This is a genomic window from Roseomonas aeriglobus (assembly GCA_016937575.1).
Lineage (GTDB): Bacteria > Pseudomonadota > Alphaproteobacteria > Sphingomonadales > Sphingomonadaceae > Sphingomonas > Sphingomonas aerigloba.
On sequence record JAFHKN010000002.1, the window covers coordinates 37,283 to 53,078 of the forward strand.

The following is a 15,796-nucleotide window of genomic DNA, read 5'->3' on the forward strand; positions in this document are numbered from 1 at the left end:
CAGCGACGCCACGAGGACGACGATCGACGCAGAGCGGCATTGCCGCCGAATCCGACCCGTTGCGTTTTGACGGACACACTCCCCTTCCGAACGAGAGTCTTCCGTTTTGGGAGGACCGTCGATGAAGGTGAATGTCAAACCACTGCAAGGACCGTGGACGAGCGGTTACGCTCTCGACAAGCATACGGTTTCCAGCCGATATCTGGGCGACGACGACAACGGCCGCCCGCAGTTCGAGACCGACCGCACCGAGGTCGGCGAAGCTGTCTTCAAGTTGAAATATCGCAGCGACTGGTCGCAGATCGATCCCTTGGCCGACGCGGCCCTCCAGCACGGCATTCCGAATGCGCGGCAGATCACGGCGGTCGTCGCGATGCCCGCCTCCACCGTCCGGGCGCGCCAACCGGTGACCGAACTGGCCGCCGCCATAGCACAGCGATTGAACGTGCCGGTGCTCGACGTTCTGAGCAAGGCCGCGACCGCGCAACTCAAGAACCTGTCGACGCGCGATGAAAAGGATGCTGTCCTGTCGGACGCATTCCGCGTCGGTGACGTTCCCGGCGGACCGCATCATGTGCTATTGGTCGATGACCTGTTCCATACCGGTGCGTCGATGGTCGCCGGCTGTCGCGCCCTGCTGACCAGTCCGGCCATCGACAAGGTCAGCATCGCGGCGATGACCTGGAGATAGAGGTGGAAACCGTATTCGTTGCCGGATCGATTGCGATCACACGTTTGGCGCCAGAGGTCGAACAGCGGATCGCCAATCTGCCGGGGCGAGGGCTTGCCGTTGTCGTGGGCGATGCGGACGGTGCGGACTCCGCAATCCAGGCCGTCCTGCACGCCAGCAACGCGCAGGAGGTGACGGTGTACTGCAGTGGCGATACCCCGCGAAACAATATCGGCAACTGGCCGGTGCATCCGGTCTATCCGTCTGCGGCACGGGGCACGCGCGCGTTCTTTACGGCGAAGGACGTGGAAATGGCGCAGATCGCCGACTATGGCCTCATGATCTGGGACGCGCGCAGTACGGGCACGCTGTCGAACGTGATCGAGCTTCTCGCACGCGGTCGGACAAGCAAGGTGTTCGTCAACAAGCTGAAGGCATTCGTGACGGTCAAGGACGTCGCATCACTGGATGCGCTCGTTGCAAACATGTCACCGACTGCGCGGAAAACAGCCGAAACCAAGATGCGGCTGAGCCAGCGGATCGATGCGCTTCGCCACGACCAGCTTGCCATGCCGATGTGACGGCGCCGGCGGCTCAGCCGCAGGTCAGGCGGATGACTTTCGCCGGCTTGTCGAAGACGATCGACGAACAGCCGCTGAGCGCCGCGCGGCCGAGGATGACCCGGTCGCGCCGGTGGTCGCGCTTGCCCTTGGCGGTCACGACGACCTCGTCCGGGTCGGGCACCGCGCCCGTCGCGGCGATGCCTTCGGCATTGCCGAAGTCCCCCGTCCGCGCGAGCAGGGCGTTCAGCGTGACCGGACCGACCGCGAAGGGCCGGGCGAGGCGGAGCGTGCGCACCGGGCGCTTCACGCCGAACGCGATCTCGGCTTCCGCCCGGTCGTCGTCGAGCGTACCGCCATAGCCCTTGGCCAGCGTCAGCGCGGCGCCTGCGGTGGCGATGGTCTTGTCCTGATGCAGGTTGAACCGGATCTGGAGCGGCTGGCCGTCGATCATCAGCACCGCGTTGCTCGCGCCCCAATTGCCGAACAGCCCGCCTTCGGCGTCCATCGGGATGGCCACCATACGCTCGCCGGGCTGCGCATCACGAAGCTGGAAGCGGACGACCGGGTCGGGCAGCCCGCCCGGGCCGACGACGCCGTCATAGCCGGTCACATAAGGCTTGGCGGTCCAGCCGATCCGGCGCTTCGACGGCGCGTCGCCCAGACCGATCCGCCCGACCGCGCTGCGCCCGGCGACCAGAACCGGCCCGACACGGTAGCCGATGCCGAACGGCCCTGCCTTCAGCCCGGCGCGTGCTGCGGCGTCTTCCGTCAGGATCGGCATCGCCGGGGCGCCGGGGTCGATCAATAACCGCACCTCCGCATCGTTCGCCGTGGTGACCAGCGCGGTGTCGGTGATGACGCGTTCCGCCGGGGCGGACGCCGCGATCGTCAGCGGCAGGGCGGTTGCGAACAGCAGAGTCATGTTCATCGGCGTACCTCGGTTGCGGGAGTTCAGGCGCAGCGCAGGCGAATCTGATGCGCCGGCTTGTCGAAGACGATACTGCTGCAGCGACCAAGCAGATCGGCACCGATCGACAGCGTATCGCGACGAACGTCGCGCTTCTTACCCTTTGCTGTCACGACGACCTCGTCGGGGTCGACGCGCGACGGCGGTGCCCCCGCCTCACGGATCGTCATGCCGTTGCCGTCATCGGAAACGCGCGCGCCCAGCGTACCGATCGCCAGGGACCCGAGCATCAGCGGGCGCGCAAGCGTCAGCGTGCGGACGGGGCGGGCGACGCCGAACGCGATGTCGGTCGATGCCGGATCGCCGGACAGAATACCGTCATAGGCCTTGGCCAGACGGGCGGCGGCGCCGGCGGTCGCCAGCGTGCGCGGGGCGTTGGGGGCAAAGCGGATATTCAGCGGTTGGCCGTCCAGATCGATCTCACCGGTCGCATAGCTCCAGCCGATGCCGAATATGGTCATCGGAAAACCCGGCTGGTCGTATCGGAGCGTGACCGTCCGGTCGTTGGCGTTCGGCGCGCGCAGGGCGACCGTTACGACCGTGTCGGGCAGTGCGGCGGGCCCGATCGTCCCGTCGGCGACCGCGCTGAACGGGCGCGATGCCCAGGCGACGCGGGTCTTTACCTCGCCCTGTCCGAAGTCGGCCCTGGCGACTGCCGTCGAACTTATGACCGTCACGGGACCGACGCCATAGCCGAAGCCGATCCCCAGGCGGCGCCCGATCCGCAGATGCGCGCGTTCGGCGGCCTCCGGCGTCACCAGTGCAATGCTGGGGGCGGCGGGATCCACGCGCAACCGCATCGCCACCCCATTGATCCGCAGCGAGACGATGTGGTCGCCGTCAACGACTCGCTCGACCGGCGGCGCAGCCCCGATCAGGACAGGAACGAGGAGCGTTGCGATGGCGTAACGGACCATGCCACGCGCGTTGCAGCAGGATCGTGGCGCGATTGCGGCCGGTTGCTCCCGTCCGCTTCGGACTTTCGAGGATCAGCGGCTATTCGGCGCAGGTCAGGCGAATTTCGCGGGCGCGCAGATCGACGACGATCGACGAGCAGCGCTTGAGTGCGTCGGTCCCGACCATCAGCCGCTCGAACGTATCGTCATGCTCGGCGCGCGCGACCACGTTGACCTCGTTCGGGTCGGCGGGCGCGTCAACCTCCTCGACCCGCTTGATCTGCCGGGCCGACCCCCAATCGGTAACGCGGACCTGCATCTCGTTGATCGTCACGGGTCCGATCGCCATCGGTGTGGCAAGGACCATGCGGCGAAGCAGCCGTTCACGACCGGACGCCGCTTCGGTCCGGACCGCTTCCCCGGCGTAGCGGCCCCCATAGGCCCCCGATATGCGCAACGCCGTGCGCGCGGTGACGGTGTTGCCCGGCTGCAGGAGGGTGAAGCCGACGCTGACATCACGGTCGCCGATTCGCACGGCGGTGGCGGCGGCACCGTTCCAGTCGGGCGACGATTCCCCACCGGGGTTGAGCGGCATCGCCACCGTCCGCTCGCCGCGCACCGACGACCGCAGCACGAACCGCGCCACATCGACGCCGATCAGGCCGGGCGCGATCACGCAGTCCGCGTCCTCGACATAGTGGTTGCCCAGCCAGTACACGGGCAACTGCTGCGTGCGTCCGGCGAGACGAAGCGTCACCGTGCCGTACGATCCATAGGCATCAGCCGGGTCGGTCAGGATCACAGTGCGGCCCTTGGCGATGATGCCGGCACGCACCGCGAAGTCCGGATTGCAGATCATGCGGGGGAGCCCCGACGGATCGACGCGGATGCGTCCCTCGACGCCGTTCACCCGCATGGCGAGCGTGCCGTCTGCGGGTATCGTCAGGGTGGTGCGATCATCGGCCGCGCCGGGCAACGTCGCCAGTACGGCGAGCAGTGGAACGATCCGCGATCCGAACTTCGTCATAGCTTGGTTCCTTACGATCCGTGTCGGCATTGTCCCGCCCCGGTGATCCCGACGTGCCGCGGCGAGGGGGGCAGCACGGCAAGGTCCGCGAATGCCACGCTGCCGCAGGATCGTGGCGCGATTGCGGCCGGTTGCCGCGCCGGTCGACGGTCCCTAAGTGCCCCTCGGTGACTGCCGCGCTCGACACACTCCATCGTATCTTCGGCTTCAACGACTTCCGCGGGGTGCAGGGGCGCGTCGTCGATCGCGTGCTGGCGGGCCAGTCGACCTTGGCGGTCATGCCGACCGGCGCGGGCAAGTCGCTGACATATCAGCTGCCGGCCGTCATGCTGGAGGGGACGTGCGTCGTCGTGTCACCGCTGATCGCGTTGATGCACGACCAGCTGCGCGCGGCGGAAGCCGTGGGCATCCGCGCGGCGACGCTGACATCCGTCGACCAGAACCGGGCGGAGACGCGCGGGCGGTTCCTGGATGGCGAGCTCGACCTGCTCTACATCGCCCCCGAACGAGCCTCGACCGGCGATTTCCGCGAACTGCTGGAGCGCGGGCGGGTGGCGCTGTTCGCGATCGACGAGGCGCATTGCGTCAGCGAATGGGGACACGACTTCCGCCCCGACTATCGGCTGCTGCGGCCGCTTCTCGACTGCCATCCGGATGTGCCGCGTCTTGCGCTCACCGCGACCGCCGACGCGCATACGCGCGCCGACATCCTCGACCAGCTCGGCATCCCGCAGGAGGGGCTGATCGTTGCCGGTTTCGACCGGCCGAACATCCGCTATGCCATTTCGCCGCGCGACAACACGACACGGCAGATCGCCGACCTGATCGCCGAGACGCCGGGGCCGGGCATCGTCTATGCCCAGACCCGCGCTGGGACCGAGAAGCTCGCCGAGGCGCTGAGCAAGACCGGGCGGCCGACCCGCGCCTATCACGCCGGACTCGACCCCGAGGTGCGCGCGCGCAACCAGGCCGATTTCGTCGCGTCCGAGGACATGGTGATCTGCGCAACGGTCGCGTTCGGTATGGGGATCGACAAGCCCGACGTGCGCTTCGTGGCGCATGCGGGCCTGCCGAAATCGATCGAGGCCTATTATCAGGAAACCGGCCGTGCCGGCCGCGACGGCGACCCGTCGGTCGCGCATCTGTTCTGGGGGGCGGAGGATTTCGCCAAGGCGCGGCAGCGGGTGGGCGAGGTCGAGCCGCAGCGCCAGGCGGGCGAGCGCCAGCGGCTGACGGCGCTTGCAGGACTCGTCGAGACGACCGGGTGCCGGCGCGCGGTGCTGCTCCGCCACTTCGGCGAACAGCCGGGCGATGCGTGCGGCAACTGCGACAATTGCCTGAACCCGCCGGTCGGCACCGAGGCGACCGAGATCGCGCGCAAGTTCCTCTCCGCGGTGTTCCGTACGGGGCAGATGTTCGGCGTCGGCTATGTCGAGGACATATTGCTTGGGCGCTCGAGCGAGCGGAGCCTGATGAACGGGCACGAAAATTTGAGCGTGTTCGGGATTGTCGCGGGGGAAGAGGCGGCGCTCATCCGTCCGGTCGCGCGCGCGCTGCAGGCCCGTGACGCGCTGCGCGCCAATCCGCATGGCGGCCTGGAGTTCGGTCCCGCGGCGCGCGCGATCCTGAAGGGCGAGGTCGACGTGACGCTCGTCCTGCCGCCCAAGCGCGAGCGGCGGCGCAAGGGCAAGGGCGGCGCGGCCGAGGCCAATCCGGTCGGCGATCCGCTGTTCGAGGCCCTGCGCGAACGCCGCCGCGCGCTCGCCAAGGAAGGCGGGGTGCCGCCCTATGTCATCTTCCATGATTCGGTGCTGCGCGAGATGGCGAGCGTGCGGCCGGGGACGCGCGATGCATTGTCGCGAATCTCGGGCGTTGGCGCGCGCAAGCTCGATGCGTATGGAGAAGCGTTCCTGTCGACTATCCGAGAGTTCGAATGATCCGCCAAATCGACGATCACATCAGCGTTGCCCCCCAGATCACCCCGGCCGAAGTCGATGCGATCGCCGCGGCGGGCTTTACCGAGATCGTCAACAATCGCCCCGATGACGAAGAGGGCGGCCAGCCCTCGGGCGCCGAGATCGCGGCGGCGGCACGCGAGGCGGGTATCGCCTATCGTGAGATCCCGGTCGGCCACGCCGGCTTCTCGAGCAACCAGGTCGAGGCGATGGCGCAGGCACTGACCGCGGCGGCCGGGCCGGTGCTCGCCTATTGCCGCTCGGGCACGCGATCGACGCATCTGTGGGCGCTGGCGCGCGCGCGGATGGGCGACGATCCGGGCACCTTGGTCGCGAAGGCGGCGGCGGCCGGCTATGATATCTCCGGCATCCGCGCGATGCTCGACACCCTCGTCGCAGAGGCGCGCTAGAGCCTGTCTATGCCTTCACCCAGCATAGACAGGCTCTAAGGTCATGACGCTGACGCAGCTCGGCGGATCGCTGGTCGCCGTGCTGCTGCTCGCGTGGATCGCGCGGTGGCTTCGGCTGGGCGAGAGCAAGATCACCGACGCGACGACCGCGGCCAAGTTTGCGCAGAACGCGCTGGCGGGGTTCCATGCCGGGCGGGCGGTGGTCGGCACCGATGGCGCCGCGGCGCTGGTCGCGGGTGATACGGGAATCGCGGTGGTGAAACGCCACGGCGCGAAGGTCGCGGTGCGGCGCCTGATTCCGCCGCTGCACCTGCGGGTGTCGGTCGAGGGCGTCACGGTCGAGACGGGCGAGCGATTGTTCGGGGCGGTGACGCTGTTCGGGGTGACCGAAATCGAGGTGCGCGCGCTGGAGGCCGAGGCCGGGCGGACTACGGTGGTGACGCTGCACTGAGGCTATTCCTCCCCTTGCAGGGGAGGATGTTCGTTGACTGACATTCGTGTTAATAAGCGGCCGTGCCCAACCTGCCCAACCCCGTGACGCTCGCGATTCCCGCCTTCGTTCTGCTGGTGCTGGCGGAGATGCTTGTCGCGCGGGTCCGCGATCGCACGCGCTACTGCCCCGACGACACCCGCACCTCGATGCTGCTGGGCCTGGGCAGCACGGTCGCGGGCGTGCTCTCCGCCGGCTTCGTCTTCGCGCTGGCGACGTGGGTGTGGCAGTTCCGACTGTTCGATATCGGCTATGCCTGGTGGGCGTTCGTCATCGCGTTCGTGCTCGATGACCTGGCCTATTACTGGTTCCACCGCACCGCGCACCGCGTCCGCTGGTTCTGGGCGAGCCATGTCGTCCATCATTCGAGCCAGCACTACAACCTGTCGACCGCGCTGCGGCAGACATGGACGGGGTTTGTCAGCCTGGCGTTCCTGTTCCGCCTGCCGCTATTCCTGATCGGCTTTCCGCCGGCGATGGTGTTCTTCGTCGCCGGGCTGAACCTCGTCTATCAGTTCTGGATCCACACCGAGGCGATCCAGCGGATGCCGAAATGGTTCGAGGCGGTGATGAATACCCCCAGCCATCACCGCGTCCATCACGCGACCAACCCGCGCTATCTCGACCGCAACTATGCCGGCGTGTTCATCGTGTGGGACAAGCTGTTCGGCACCTATACGCCGGAGGTCGACGCCGATCGCCCGCGCTATGGCATCGTGCGTGATCTCGGCAGCTTCAACCTGCTGTGGGCGGCGTTTCACGAATGGGTCGGGATCGCGAAGGACGTCTGGCATGCGCCGTGGGGGGCGAAGCTCGGTTATCTGCTGCGCGCGCCCGGGTGGAGCCATGACGGGAGTCGCGAGACGTCGGACACCATTCGCGCGAGGTGGGAGGCGTCTCAAACCCCCGACGCTCCCGCGCAGGCGGGAGCCCAGAGCCCGGAGCGACGTCCTTTATAACCCTGGGCTCCCGCCTTCGGGTCCCCACAAAGTATGACTTTGGGGGTGCCCCTTCGCGGGAGCACGGTAGTTTACTTGAGAAGCTTCGGCCCCTCGCGCCCCAGCACGTCGCGGATCTTGTTCGCGAACATCGCCAGAAACGGGGGCAGCTCGACCTTCAGATGGACCTTGTCCTCAAGCACGTCGACCGTCGCGGCGGCGCGCTGACCCATGGCGGCGACGTTGAACGTCAGTCGGTCGCCGTCCCAATGATGCTCGGTCACCTTGCCGCCGGGGATATACCCCTCCAGCTTGGCGATGCCGCCGGCGATGCGCGCCTTGGCAGCGTCACGGCCCAGGCTGTGGGCGATGTCGAGTTCGACGGGGTCGCTCATGGTCGGAGTCCTCGGGTCAGGCGGTGGCGAAGAGCATGGAGTCGTCGGCGAACGCCTTGAACTCCAGCGCGTTCCCGGAGGGATCGCGGAAGAACATCGTCGCCTGTTCGCCCGGCTGGCCCTGAAAACGGATGTGCGGTTCGATCCCGAACACCGTGCCGGCAGCGCGAAGGCGATCGGCGAGCGCCTGCCAGTCGGACATGGTCAGGACGATGCCGAAATGGGGGACGGGCACGTGGTGGCCGTCGACTTCGTTGGCGACCGCGACCGGTTTCGCCGCAGGGTCGAGGTGGGCGACAATCTGGTGACCGTAGAAGTCGAAATCGATCCACTGGTCGGACGACCGCCCCTCGGTGCAGCCCATCGTGTCGCCGTAAAAGGCACGCGCGGCGGCGAGGTCGTGGACGGGAAAAGCGAGGTGGAAGGGGCGTAGGGTCATGTCGGCGGTTTAGAAGAAGAAGGGGGTTCAGAGAAGGCGCGAAGGTGCGAAGAAGGGCTGATTCACGCGGAGGCGCGAAGGTGCGGCGTTACGTGGCCTGGGGCAACCGTCTCGCGTCCGCGAGACCTTCGTTCTTGAGGACGAGATAGAAACCCGCTGTCGCGGCAGGCGGGACACCTCCGTGTCTCCGCGTGCACATCAAACTTCTCGTCTTTGCGCCTTCTCTGAACCAATTCCTTCTTCCTCCCGACCCCGCTAGAGCCGACCGCAATGCGTTTCCTGATCCCGATCCTGCTCGGAGCCATTGCCGCCACCGGGTTCGCGCCGCTCGAGCTGGTGCCGCTCACCGTCGTCGCCATCGCGCTCTGGCTACGCGTCGTCCATGATGCGCCGACGCTGAAGCGCGCGATGCTGAGCGGGTGGCTGTTCGGCGTCGGCCATTTCACGGTCAACAACAACTGGATCCAGCACGCGTTCGATTACCAGGACAAGATGCCGCCGGTGCTGGGCTATGGCGCCGCGGTCGGCCTTGCGCTCTACCTCGCGGTCTATCCGATGATCACCGCAGGGCTGTTGTGGCGGCTGGCGTCGCCGCGCAGCCGGGGTGATACCGGCACGCCGCCGGGCGTCGCCTTTGCACTCGTCGCGGGCGCGGCGTGGATTGCCGGCGAGTGGCTTCGCTCGACCCTGTTCACCGGCTATGCCTGGGATCCGCTGGCGGTCGCCTGGGTCCCGGTCCAGCCGGTCGCCTGGGTAACGACGCTGATCGGCACCTATGCGCTGTCGGGGCTGACCGTCACCGCCGCTGCGCTGCTGCTGATGGTGCCGCGCAAGCCTTTGGCGCTGGTCCTCGCGAGCCTGGTCGTCCTCCTGCCCGTGCCGCTCGCCGCGCTCAGCTACCGCGATGCCCCCACGCCGCAGCCGCCGACCGCACCGCGGCTGCGCGTCGTCCAACCGAACATCGACCAGCAGATCCACATCTCCCGCGACGACTGGCGCGACGCCTCGGCGCGGCTGTCCGCGCTGTCGGGCAAGCCCGGCCCCGCGCCGCGACTGGTGCTGTGGCCCGAAGGGATCGTCCAGCCCTATCTGGAGGACGGCTATCCGTACGAATGGTATCTGAAGTTCGGATCGCCCTGGGTCGCGCGGCGCGGGATCGCGCGGCTGCTGGGGCCGAACGACCGCGCGCTGGTCGGCGGCACCGCGCTGTTCTTCGACGCGAACGGCGAGATTACCGAGGCGGGCAATTCGGTGTTCGCCGTGACGCCGACCGCGCGCCTCGCCGGACGATACGACAAGGCGCACCTCGTCCCCTATGGCGAGTATTTGCCGATGCGCCCGTTGCTCGAGCCGCTCGGCGCTGCCCGGCTGGTGGCAGGAGACATAGACTTCGCCGACGGACCGGGACCGCGGTCGATCGACGTGGGTGTGTTCGGCCCGATCGGGCTGCAGGTCTGTTACGAGATCATCTTTTCCGGCGAAGTGGTCGATCCGGCGAAGCGCCCGCGATTGATCTTCAACCCATCCAATGATTCCTGGTTTGGTAGCTGGGGGTCGCCGCAGTTCCTGGCTCAAGCCCGTATGCGGGCGATTGAGGAGGGCCTGCCCGTCGTGCGGTCGACGCCCAACGGCATCTCTGCGGTGATCGGCGCGGATGGCGCGGTCATCGGCACCGTGCCCCGGTTCGTGGCAGGGGCGATCGACGTGGCCGTCCCGCCCGCCCATGCACCCACGCTCTTCTCGCGCATCGGCAACTGGGCCGCGCTGGCGGTCGCGCTTCTGCTGCTGGCCGCGGCGCGCGTCCTGCGCCGCCGTTGACGCTCGGCCGGCGGCAGTCTAGGGCACATATAAGGAAAGCTTTATATCCCGGGCATGGCAACGGCCCTATGGCTTTCCCTCGGTTTCATTTCGAGGATTCCCATGCGTTCCAGCTATCTCTTCACGTCCGAATCGGTTTCGGAAGGCCATCCCGATAAGGTCGCCGACCAGATTTCCGACGCCATCGTCGACCTGTTCCTGTCCAAGGACCCCGAAGCCCGCATCGCCTGCGAGACGCTGACCACGACCCAGCTGGTCGTGCTGGCCGGCGAAATCCGCGGCAAGGGCATCATGGACGAAGCCGGCAATTGGGCCGAAGGCGTGCGCGAAGAGGTCGAAAAGACCGTCCGCGATACGGTAAAGCGCATCGGTTACGAGCAGGACGGCTTCCACTGGGAGACGCTGCGGTTCGAGAACAACCTGCACCCGCAGTCGGCGCACATCGCGCAGGGCGTGGACGCCAGCGGCAACAAGGACGAAGGCGCGGGCGATCAGGGCATCATGTTCGGCTATGCCGCCGACGACACGCCCGAACTGATGCCGGCGACGCTGCAATACAGCCACCAGATCCTCGAGCGCATGGCGGCCGACCGCCATTCGAAGACGGCCCCGTTCCTGGAGCCCGACGCCAAGAGCCAGGTGACGCTGCGCTACGAAGGCAGCCGCCCGGTCGCCTGCACCGCAATCGTCGTGTCGACCCAGCATGCCAAGGGCTATGACCAGGGCGAGCAGGAAGCCGAGCTCCACGCGTACGTGAAGTCGGTCGTCGCCGACATCATCCCGGCCGAGCTGCTGTCGGACGAAACCGTCTATCACATCAACCCGACCGGCAGCTTCGAAATCGGCGGGCCCGACGGCGACGCCGGGCTGACCGGCCGCAAGATCATCGTCGACACCTACGGCGGTGCCGCACCCCACGGCGGCGGTGCCTTCTCGGGCAAGGACCCGACGAAGGTCGACCGGTCGGCGGCGTACATCACCCGCTATCTCGCCAAGAACATCGTCGCCGCCGGGCTTGCCCAGCGCTGCACGATCCAGCTGGCCTATGCGATCGGCGTGTCGAAGCCGCTGTCGCTGTATGTCGACACCCACGGTACCGGCACGGTCGCCGACGACGCGATCGAAGCCGCGATCGGCAGAATCGAAAAGCTCGGCAACCTGACCCCGCGCGGCATCCGCACGCACCTGGGTCTCAACAAGCCGATCTATTCGAAGACCGCGGCTTATGGCCACTTCGGCCGCAAGGCGGAGGGCGATCTGTTCCCGTGGGAGCGGACCGACCTGGTCGACGATCTGAAGGCGGCGCTGGCGTAAGTAATCGCTCGACAGGTTAAGCTTTCTGCGGGAGGTTCGTCGCCATGACGAGCCTCCCGTTTCGTATCGGCGCCGCGGCGCTCCTCTGCACCGCTACCGCTGCGACGGCACAGGCGCCCGATCCGTCGGCCCGCCTGGCGGAGACATCCGCGCGCGGCGCGCTGATCGCTGCCTATGATCGCGCGGCGTGGATCGGCACCGACGACATGCTGAAGCGCCTGCCGGACGCCAAGGCGCGCGTCGGTGGGTGGATCGTCGATGGTCCGATCAGCGACGCGACGATCGTCTTCTACGACCGCAGCTCGACACCGCGTGCCCTATATGTCGCGCATATGGCCGGCGGAAAGCTCGTCGATCCGGTTGTGCCCGAGAGCGATGCGGCGGCGCTGTCACCCGAACGACGCGCGATGATCGCCGCGCGCACCGCCGCCAGTGCTGCACTGACGGCGGCGAAGATCGCGCCGTGCACGACCAGCTTCAATACCGTCGTCCTGCCGCCCGACACGCCGGGGGCGCCGATCCGCGTCTATTTCCTGTCGGCCCAGCCCGCCGCGGACAAGGTCGTGATCGGCGGCCATTACCGCGTCGACGTCGACGCGACGGGGCGTGCCGGTACGCCCTTTGCGTTCAGCAAGGGCTGCATGACGCAGGATCGCCCACCGAAAGACGCCAAGTCGGCGATGCTGTTCACGACGACGCTGACCGACACGATCCCGAACGAAGCCCATGTCTTCACCGCCTGGTCGTCCGGCCTGCCGCTGATCATCGGCGTGCCGGGGCCGGACAAGGCGATGACGATGTATGCCGCGACGCCCGGCCGGCCGCTGCGCCGGATCGAGCTGCCGGCGACCAAGGGAGATGCGAAGTGATCCGAACGATCTGCCTCGGCCTGCTCGCGGCGGCCGTCACCGTTCCGGCGACCGCGCAGGTCAAGCCGCGCGTGCTGCCGGTGTCGGCGGATGCGCCGTTCGTCCATGCGAACAGCGGCGCGACGCTGCCGGTGCGCCTGATCGATCTGCCGCGCACGCAGGTGCGCGAATTCGAAGGCCCCGAACTCGATGTCGTCGCGACCTACACCGACGATCGCAGCGAACTGACGGTCTATGTCTATCGCACTCTGTCGGGCGCGGTGCCGGTGTGGTTCGATCGCGCGACATCGGCGATCGAATCGCGCGACGGCTGGGGCACGCTGACGCCGGTCGCCGTCGCCCCGATCGCGGTCGCCCCGCCCGGGCGCAGCATCGCGAGCGGGCTGGCGCAGGGCTGGGGGATTACCGATGGCCCGTATCGCGGCACCGCGATCGCCATGGTGCCGCTGGGCGAATGGCTGGTGAAGCTGCGCTATTCGAGCAAGACCGCCGACGGGCCACAGGCGTTCGCGGCGGTTCGCGCGGCACTGGCGGCTCTCGCCTGGCCCGCGAGCGCGAAGGACGCCGCGCCGGCGGCACCCGTCGCGGCATGCCCGAAGGCGCTGCAATTCCAGGGGCAGGCGAAGGCGCTGGCCCCCGACCTGAACGCGACGATGATGGGGGCTTTGCTGGCCATGCCGGTCGAGACCGCGAAACGCGAGGGGCCAGCGCCGGTCTGGTGTCGGGACGCAGCACGGGTGCAGATGGGCGCTCTTTATCGACCCGATGCGCAGGACAATGGCTATCTGCTCGCCCTGTCCGATGCCGGTCGGGGGATCTGGGTCGGCCCGTCTCTCGATGGACTGTTCGACAATCGCAAGAAAACGGCTTGGAGCGTCGATTTCATCACGCCCGGCCGGACGATCATCTTTCCGCAGCAGGACCGCCTGCCGTCGCCGGAGCGGGTGATCGGCGTCGCGAGCGGCACGCCCGCCAGTGTCGTCACGACCTGGGGCCAGAAGCGCGACATCAGCATTACCCCGGACGCACTCAAATCGAAAAAATGATGCGCCGCGTCGCCGGATCGGCGGCGGTCAGGGTGACGGTCAGCGGATCGCCGGGTGCGATGCCGGTCGCATCGACGCGGGCGAGGATCGGCAGGTCGCAGAGCTGGATGCGCACGCCGCGGTCATCGACGTCGGTGGCGACGGCGGCGAAGGTTGCGCCCTCGCGGCCCTGGAGCATCACCGCTTCGGCCAGGTCGACGACGGCGCGGTCGATGCGACCGGCGCGGGCGTCGGCGATGGCCATGACCTTGGGCAGGCGGGCGAAGGCGTTTGTCGTCGCCGCGGGAACCGGCCGACCGTTGGCAATGGCCAGCGCTGCCGACAGGACATAGCGGTCGGCAAGCCGCCTAAGCGGGGCGGTGGCATGGGCGTAGCGGGCGGCGACCGCGGCGTGCCAGGGCGCGACGTCGGCACGATAGGCTTCGTAGCGCGCGCCGCCCCCGGCGCGGCGGATGGCGAGCATCATCGTCGCCTGCGCAGCATCGCGCGCGACCAGCGTTCGCTCGAAATCAGCCAGCGACATCGCCGCGGGCCAACCCAGCCCCAGCGCCGCCGCTTCGCGCCGCAGCCGGGCGACCGCGCCGTCGTCGGGGGCGTCCATCACCCGGAACAGCCCGGTCGCGTGGGCGTGGAGCAGGTCGGCGACGGCCATGTTGGTCGCCAGCGACAGCGCGGCATTGTCGCGCTCGCTCTCGAGCAGCGGACGAAACGCGAGCGTCAGCCGGCCATCGGCGCCGCGGGTGACTTCCTGATCGGGCGGATCGACCCGCGTCGCGCCGCGCGCGGCCTCGGCAGCGCGGATGCGACGCGCAATCTCGGCAAAGCCCGGCGGCAGGTCGGCAGGCGACACCGCGTCATAGGCGAGCTTCGCGCGGCTACGAATCAGCGCACGCTCGACACTCTCGATCTGCCCGCTGCCATCGGGCGCGATCCGCGTCGTCAGCACGATCGCCGGGCGCGGGCCGTCGGGCAGCAGGCTGGCGGCGCCCTCCGCCAGCACCGGCGGATAGAGCCCCGCCTTGCCATCGGGGAGGTAGAGCGTCTCGCCACGCTTCCACGCTTCGTGGTCGACCGCGTCGCCGTCGGCCACGAACCAGCCGATGTCGGCGATGGCATAATGGAGCAGCAGATCGCCGCCCGCCGCCTCGATCGCGAAGGCCTGGTCGAGATCGGTCGCGGTTGCGGGATCCAGCGTCACGAAGGGGATGGCGGTGCGATCGCGGTGGGCGTCGGGCGGGCGCCGCGCCGCCGTCTCGGCCGCTGCACGGACCTCGGGCGGGAAGCCTGCCGGGACGCTGAACTCCACTCGGATCGCGGCCAGTCCTTCGGCCAGGGCGGCATCGCGGTCGAGCAGTGCGCGGGTCATGCGGTGTCCGGCGTGGCCGCGCGCACGACCGCGTCGACCACCCATTCGCTCGCCAGCCCGATCGCCGCCCCCGCCAGCACATCCCCGGCATAATGTTTCGCGATCGGCAACTGGATACCGCCTGCCGCCGCCGCGGCGAGCGATAGCGAAGGCGTCCGTTCGGGCCAGACCCGCGCCGCCGCCCGCGCGACGGCCACGGCGCCCGCGGTATGGCCGGAGGGAAAGCTGCTGTAATGGTGCGAGCGGTCACCGCCGGGCTCCAGCTTGTACGCATGCCCCTTCTTGACCGAATGCGGACGCGTCCGGTCGATGCTGCGCTTGACCACTTCCTTCGCCGCGGTTGCGAGCAGGTGGCTGGCGAGCATCCGCGCGCCAGCCTCCACCACCGGCCGGCGGCGCAGGATCAGCCCGATCGCCAGCGTCGCGGCGCTGAGGGCGATCAGCGGCGGCTGGTCGGCGAGCTCGCCCACCTTTGCCGCCACCCGCATCGCCGGCGTGTCGTGCTTCGCCGCCGCCGTGTGCGTCACCTTGCGATCGGCCTTTTCCAGCCGCTTGGCCGCTTTCGTCACCTTGGTCATGACTGTCCAATCGCTCGAGGACGCCCGCGGTTGCGGTTCGCGCGTGCGGCCCCTA

17 protein-coding genes are annotated in these 15,796 nt (G+C 68.4%); 10 read left to right on the forward strand and 7 right to left on the reverse strand.

The window, feature by feature from the left end; all coding sequences use genetic code 11:
* Positions 1-121: 121 nt before the first annotated feature.
* Together JW805_00515 and JW805_00520 are read left to right on the forward strand one after the other, a co-directional pair.
* Complete coding sequence (locus JW805_00515; GenBank protein ID MBN2970497.1) at positions 122-691, forward strand: ComF family protein; 570 nt, start codon at positions 122-124, stop codon at positions 689-691.
* Between the two features lie 2 nt (positions 692-693).
* On the forward strand, positions 694-1,251 hold the full coding sequence (locus tag JW805_00520) for a hypothetical protein (GenBank protein ID MBN2970498.1): 558 nt from the start codon (positions 694-696) through the stop codon (positions 1,249-1,251).
* A gap of 13 nt (positions 1,252-1,264) precedes the next feature.
* Here JW805_00520 and JW805_00525 read toward each other — a convergent pair whose 3' ends face one another.
* The 3 genes from JW805_00525 to JW805_00535 form a co-directional block, all read right to left on the reverse strand.
* Positions 1,265-2,161, reverse strand: a complete 897-nt coding sequence (locus tag JW805_00525) for a hypothetical protein (protein MBN2970499.1) — start codon at positions 2,159-2,161, stop codon at positions 1,265-1,267.
* 23 nt (positions 2,162-2,184) lie between these two features.
* Positions 2,185-3,117, reverse strand: a complete 933-nt coding sequence (locus JW805_00530; protein MBN2970500.1) for a hypothetical protein — start codon at positions 3,115-3,117, stop codon at positions 2,185-2,187.
* 79 nt (positions 3,118-3,196) lie between these two features.
* Positions 3,197-4,123: a hypothetical protein gene (locus JW805_00535; GenBank protein ID MBN2970501.1), complete on the reverse strand. Its 927-nt coding sequence runs from the start codon at positions 4,121-4,123 to the stop codon at positions 3,197-3,199.
* Positions 4,124-4,290: 167 nt separating this feature from the next.
* Here JW805_00535 and recQ point away from each other — a divergent pair, with 167 nt between their 5' ends.
* The 4 genes from recQ to JW805_00555 all read left to right on the forward strand — a co-directional run bounded on the left by recQ (position 4,291) and on the right by JW805_00555 (position 7,937).
* Entirely contained in the window at positions 4,291-6,060 is a 1,770-nt protein-coding gene (recQ, locus tag JW805_00540; protein ID MBN2970502.1) for a DNA helicase RecQ, read from the forward strand.
* Positions 6,057-6,488, forward strand: a complete 432-nt coding sequence (locus JW805_00545) for a TIGR01244 family phosphatase (GenBank protein ID MBN2970503.1) — start codon at positions 6,057-6,059, stop codon at positions 6,486-6,488. Before recQ ends, JW805_00545 begins: the two co-directional genes overlap by 4 nt.
* A gap of 43 nt (positions 6,489-6,531) precedes the next feature.
* A complete protein-coding gene (locus JW805_00550; protein ID MBN2970504.1) occupies positions 6,532-6,939 on the forward strand; it encodes a hypothetical protein in 408 nt (135 codons plus the stop codon).
* 62 nt (positions 6,940-7,001) lie between these two features.
* Positions 7,002-7,937 (forward strand): sterol desaturase family protein, encoded by a 936-nt coding sequence (locus JW805_00555; protein ID MBN2970505.1) that lies wholly within the window; start codon positions 7,002-7,004, stop codon positions 7,935-7,937.
* Between the two features lie 71 nt (positions 7,938-8,008).
* Here the strand turns inward: JW805_00555 and JW805_00560 are convergent, their stop codons facing one another.
* Both JW805_00560 and JW805_00565 read right to left on the reverse strand, forming a co-directional pair.
* Positions 8,009-8,311, reverse strand: coding sequence for a polyhydroxyalkanoic acid system family protein (locus tag JW805_00560; protein ID MBN2970506.1), 303 nt, complete (start codon positions 8,309-8,311; stop codon positions 8,009-8,011).
* Positions 8,312-8,327: 16 nt separating this feature from the next.
* Positions 8,328-8,750, reverse strand: coding sequence for a VOC family protein (locus JW805_00565; GenBank protein ID MBN2970507.1), 423 nt, complete (start codon positions 8,748-8,750; stop codon positions 8,328-8,330).
* A 270-nt stretch (positions 8,751-9,020) separates the two neighbouring features.
* On the opposite strand from JW805_00565, the gene lnt reads away from it, so the two are divergent.
* From lnt to JW805_00585, 4 genes are all read left to right on the forward strand, one after another.
* Positions 9,021-10,568 carry an apolipoprotein N-acyltransferase gene (gene lnt, locus JW805_00570; protein MBN2970508.1) on the forward strand — a complete coding sequence of 516 codons (1,548 nt, stop codon included), beginning with the start codon at positions 9,021-9,023 and terminating at the stop codon, positions 10,566-10,568.
* Positions 10,569-10,670: 102 nt separating this feature from the next.
* Positions 10,671-11,882 (forward strand): methionine adenosyltransferase, encoded by a 1,212-nt coding sequence (locus JW805_00575; protein ID MBN2970509.1) that lies wholly within the window; start codon positions 10,671-10,673, stop codon positions 11,880-11,882.
* A gap of 44 nt (positions 11,883-11,926) precedes the next feature.
* The gene (locus JW805_00580) at positions 11,927-12,751 is read left to right on the forward strand and encodes a hypothetical protein (protein MBN2970510.1); all 825 of its coding nucleotides are present in this window, start codon (positions 11,927-11,929) and stop codon (positions 12,749-12,751) included.
* Positions 12,748-13,797 carry a hypothetical protein gene (locus JW805_00585; GenBank protein ID MBN2970511.1) on the forward strand — a complete coding sequence of 350 codons (1,050 nt, stop codon included), beginning with the start codon at positions 12,748-12,750 and terminating at the stop codon, positions 13,795-13,797. Before JW805_00580 ends, JW805_00585 begins: the two co-directional genes overlap by 4 nt.
* On the opposite strand, the gene JW805_00590 is transcribed toward JW805_00585, so the two are convergent.
* Both JW805_00590 and JW805_00595 read right to left on the reverse strand, forming a co-directional pair.
* Positions 13,781-15,163 (reverse strand): RNB domain-containing ribonuclease, encoded by a 1,383-nt coding sequence (locus tag JW805_00590; GenBank protein MBN2970512.1) that lies wholly within the window; start codon positions 15,161-15,163, stop codon positions 13,781-13,783. The two genes, JW805_00585 and JW805_00590, sit on opposite strands and share 17 nt — an antisense overlap.
* Positions 15,160-15,741: a phosphatase PAP2 family protein gene (locus JW805_00595; GenBank protein ID MBN2970513.1), complete on the reverse strand. Its 582-nt coding sequence runs from the start codon at positions 15,739-15,741 to the stop codon at positions 15,160-15,162. The genes JW805_00590 and JW805_00595 overlap by 4 nt, the downstream gene beginning before the upstream one ends.
* Positions 15,742-15,796: the final 55 nt, after the last annotated feature.

Excerpts from the sequence above, each read along its gene's own strand:
- JW805_00535 (MBN2970501.1), bottom strand. The coding sequence starts at position 4,123 with ATGACGAAGTTCGGATCGCGGATCGTTCCACTGCTCGCCGTACTGGCG.
- JW805_00550 (MBN2970504.1), top strand. The coding sequence starts at position 6,532 with ATGACGCTGACGCAGCTCGGCGGATCGCTGGTCGCCGTGCTGCTGCTC.
- JW805_00575 (MBN2970509.1), top strand. The coding sequence starts at position 10,671 with ATGCGTTCCAGCTATCTCTTCACGTCCGAATCGGTTTCGGAAGGCCAT.
- JW805_00595 (MBN2970513.1), bottom strand. The coding sequence starts at position 15,741 with ATGACCAAGGTGACGAAAGCGGCCAAGCGGCTGGAAAAGGCCGATCGC.
- JW805_00530 (MBN2970500.1), bottom strand. The coding sequence starts at position 3,117 with ATGGTCCGTTACGCCATCGCAACGCTCCTCGTTCCTGTCCTGATCGGG.
- JW805_00515 (MBN2970497.1), top strand. The coding sequence starts at position 122 with ATGAAGGTGAATGTCAAACCACTGCAAGGACCGTGGACGAGCGGTTAC.
- JW805_00565 (MBN2970507.1), bottom strand. The coding sequence starts at position 8,750 with ATGACCCTACGCCCCTTCCACCTCGCTTTTCCCGTCCACGACCTCGCC.
- JW805_00525 (MBN2970499.1), bottom strand. The coding sequence starts at position 2,161 with ATGAACATGACTCTGCTGTTCGCAACCGCCCTGCCGCTGACGATCGCG.
- JW805_00590 (MBN2970512.1), bottom strand. The coding sequence starts at position 15,163 with ATGACCCGCGCACTGCTCGACCGCGATGCCGCCCTGGCCGAAGGACTG.
- JW805_00560 (MBN2970506.1), bottom strand. The coding sequence starts at position 8,311 with ATGAGCGACCCCGTCGAACTCGACATCGCCCACAGCCTGGGCCGTGAC.
- lnt (MBN2970508.1), top strand. The coding sequence starts at position 9,021 with ATGCGTTTCCTGATCCCGATCCTGCTCGGAGCCATTGCCGCCACCGGG.
- JW805_00545 (MBN2970503.1), top strand. The coding sequence starts at position 6,057 with ATGATCCGCCAAATCGACGATCACATCAGCGTTGCCCCCCAGATCACC.
- JW805_00580 (MBN2970510.1), top strand. The coding sequence starts at position 11,927 with ATGACGAGCCTCCCGTTTCGTATCGGCGCCGCGGCGCTCCTCTGCACC.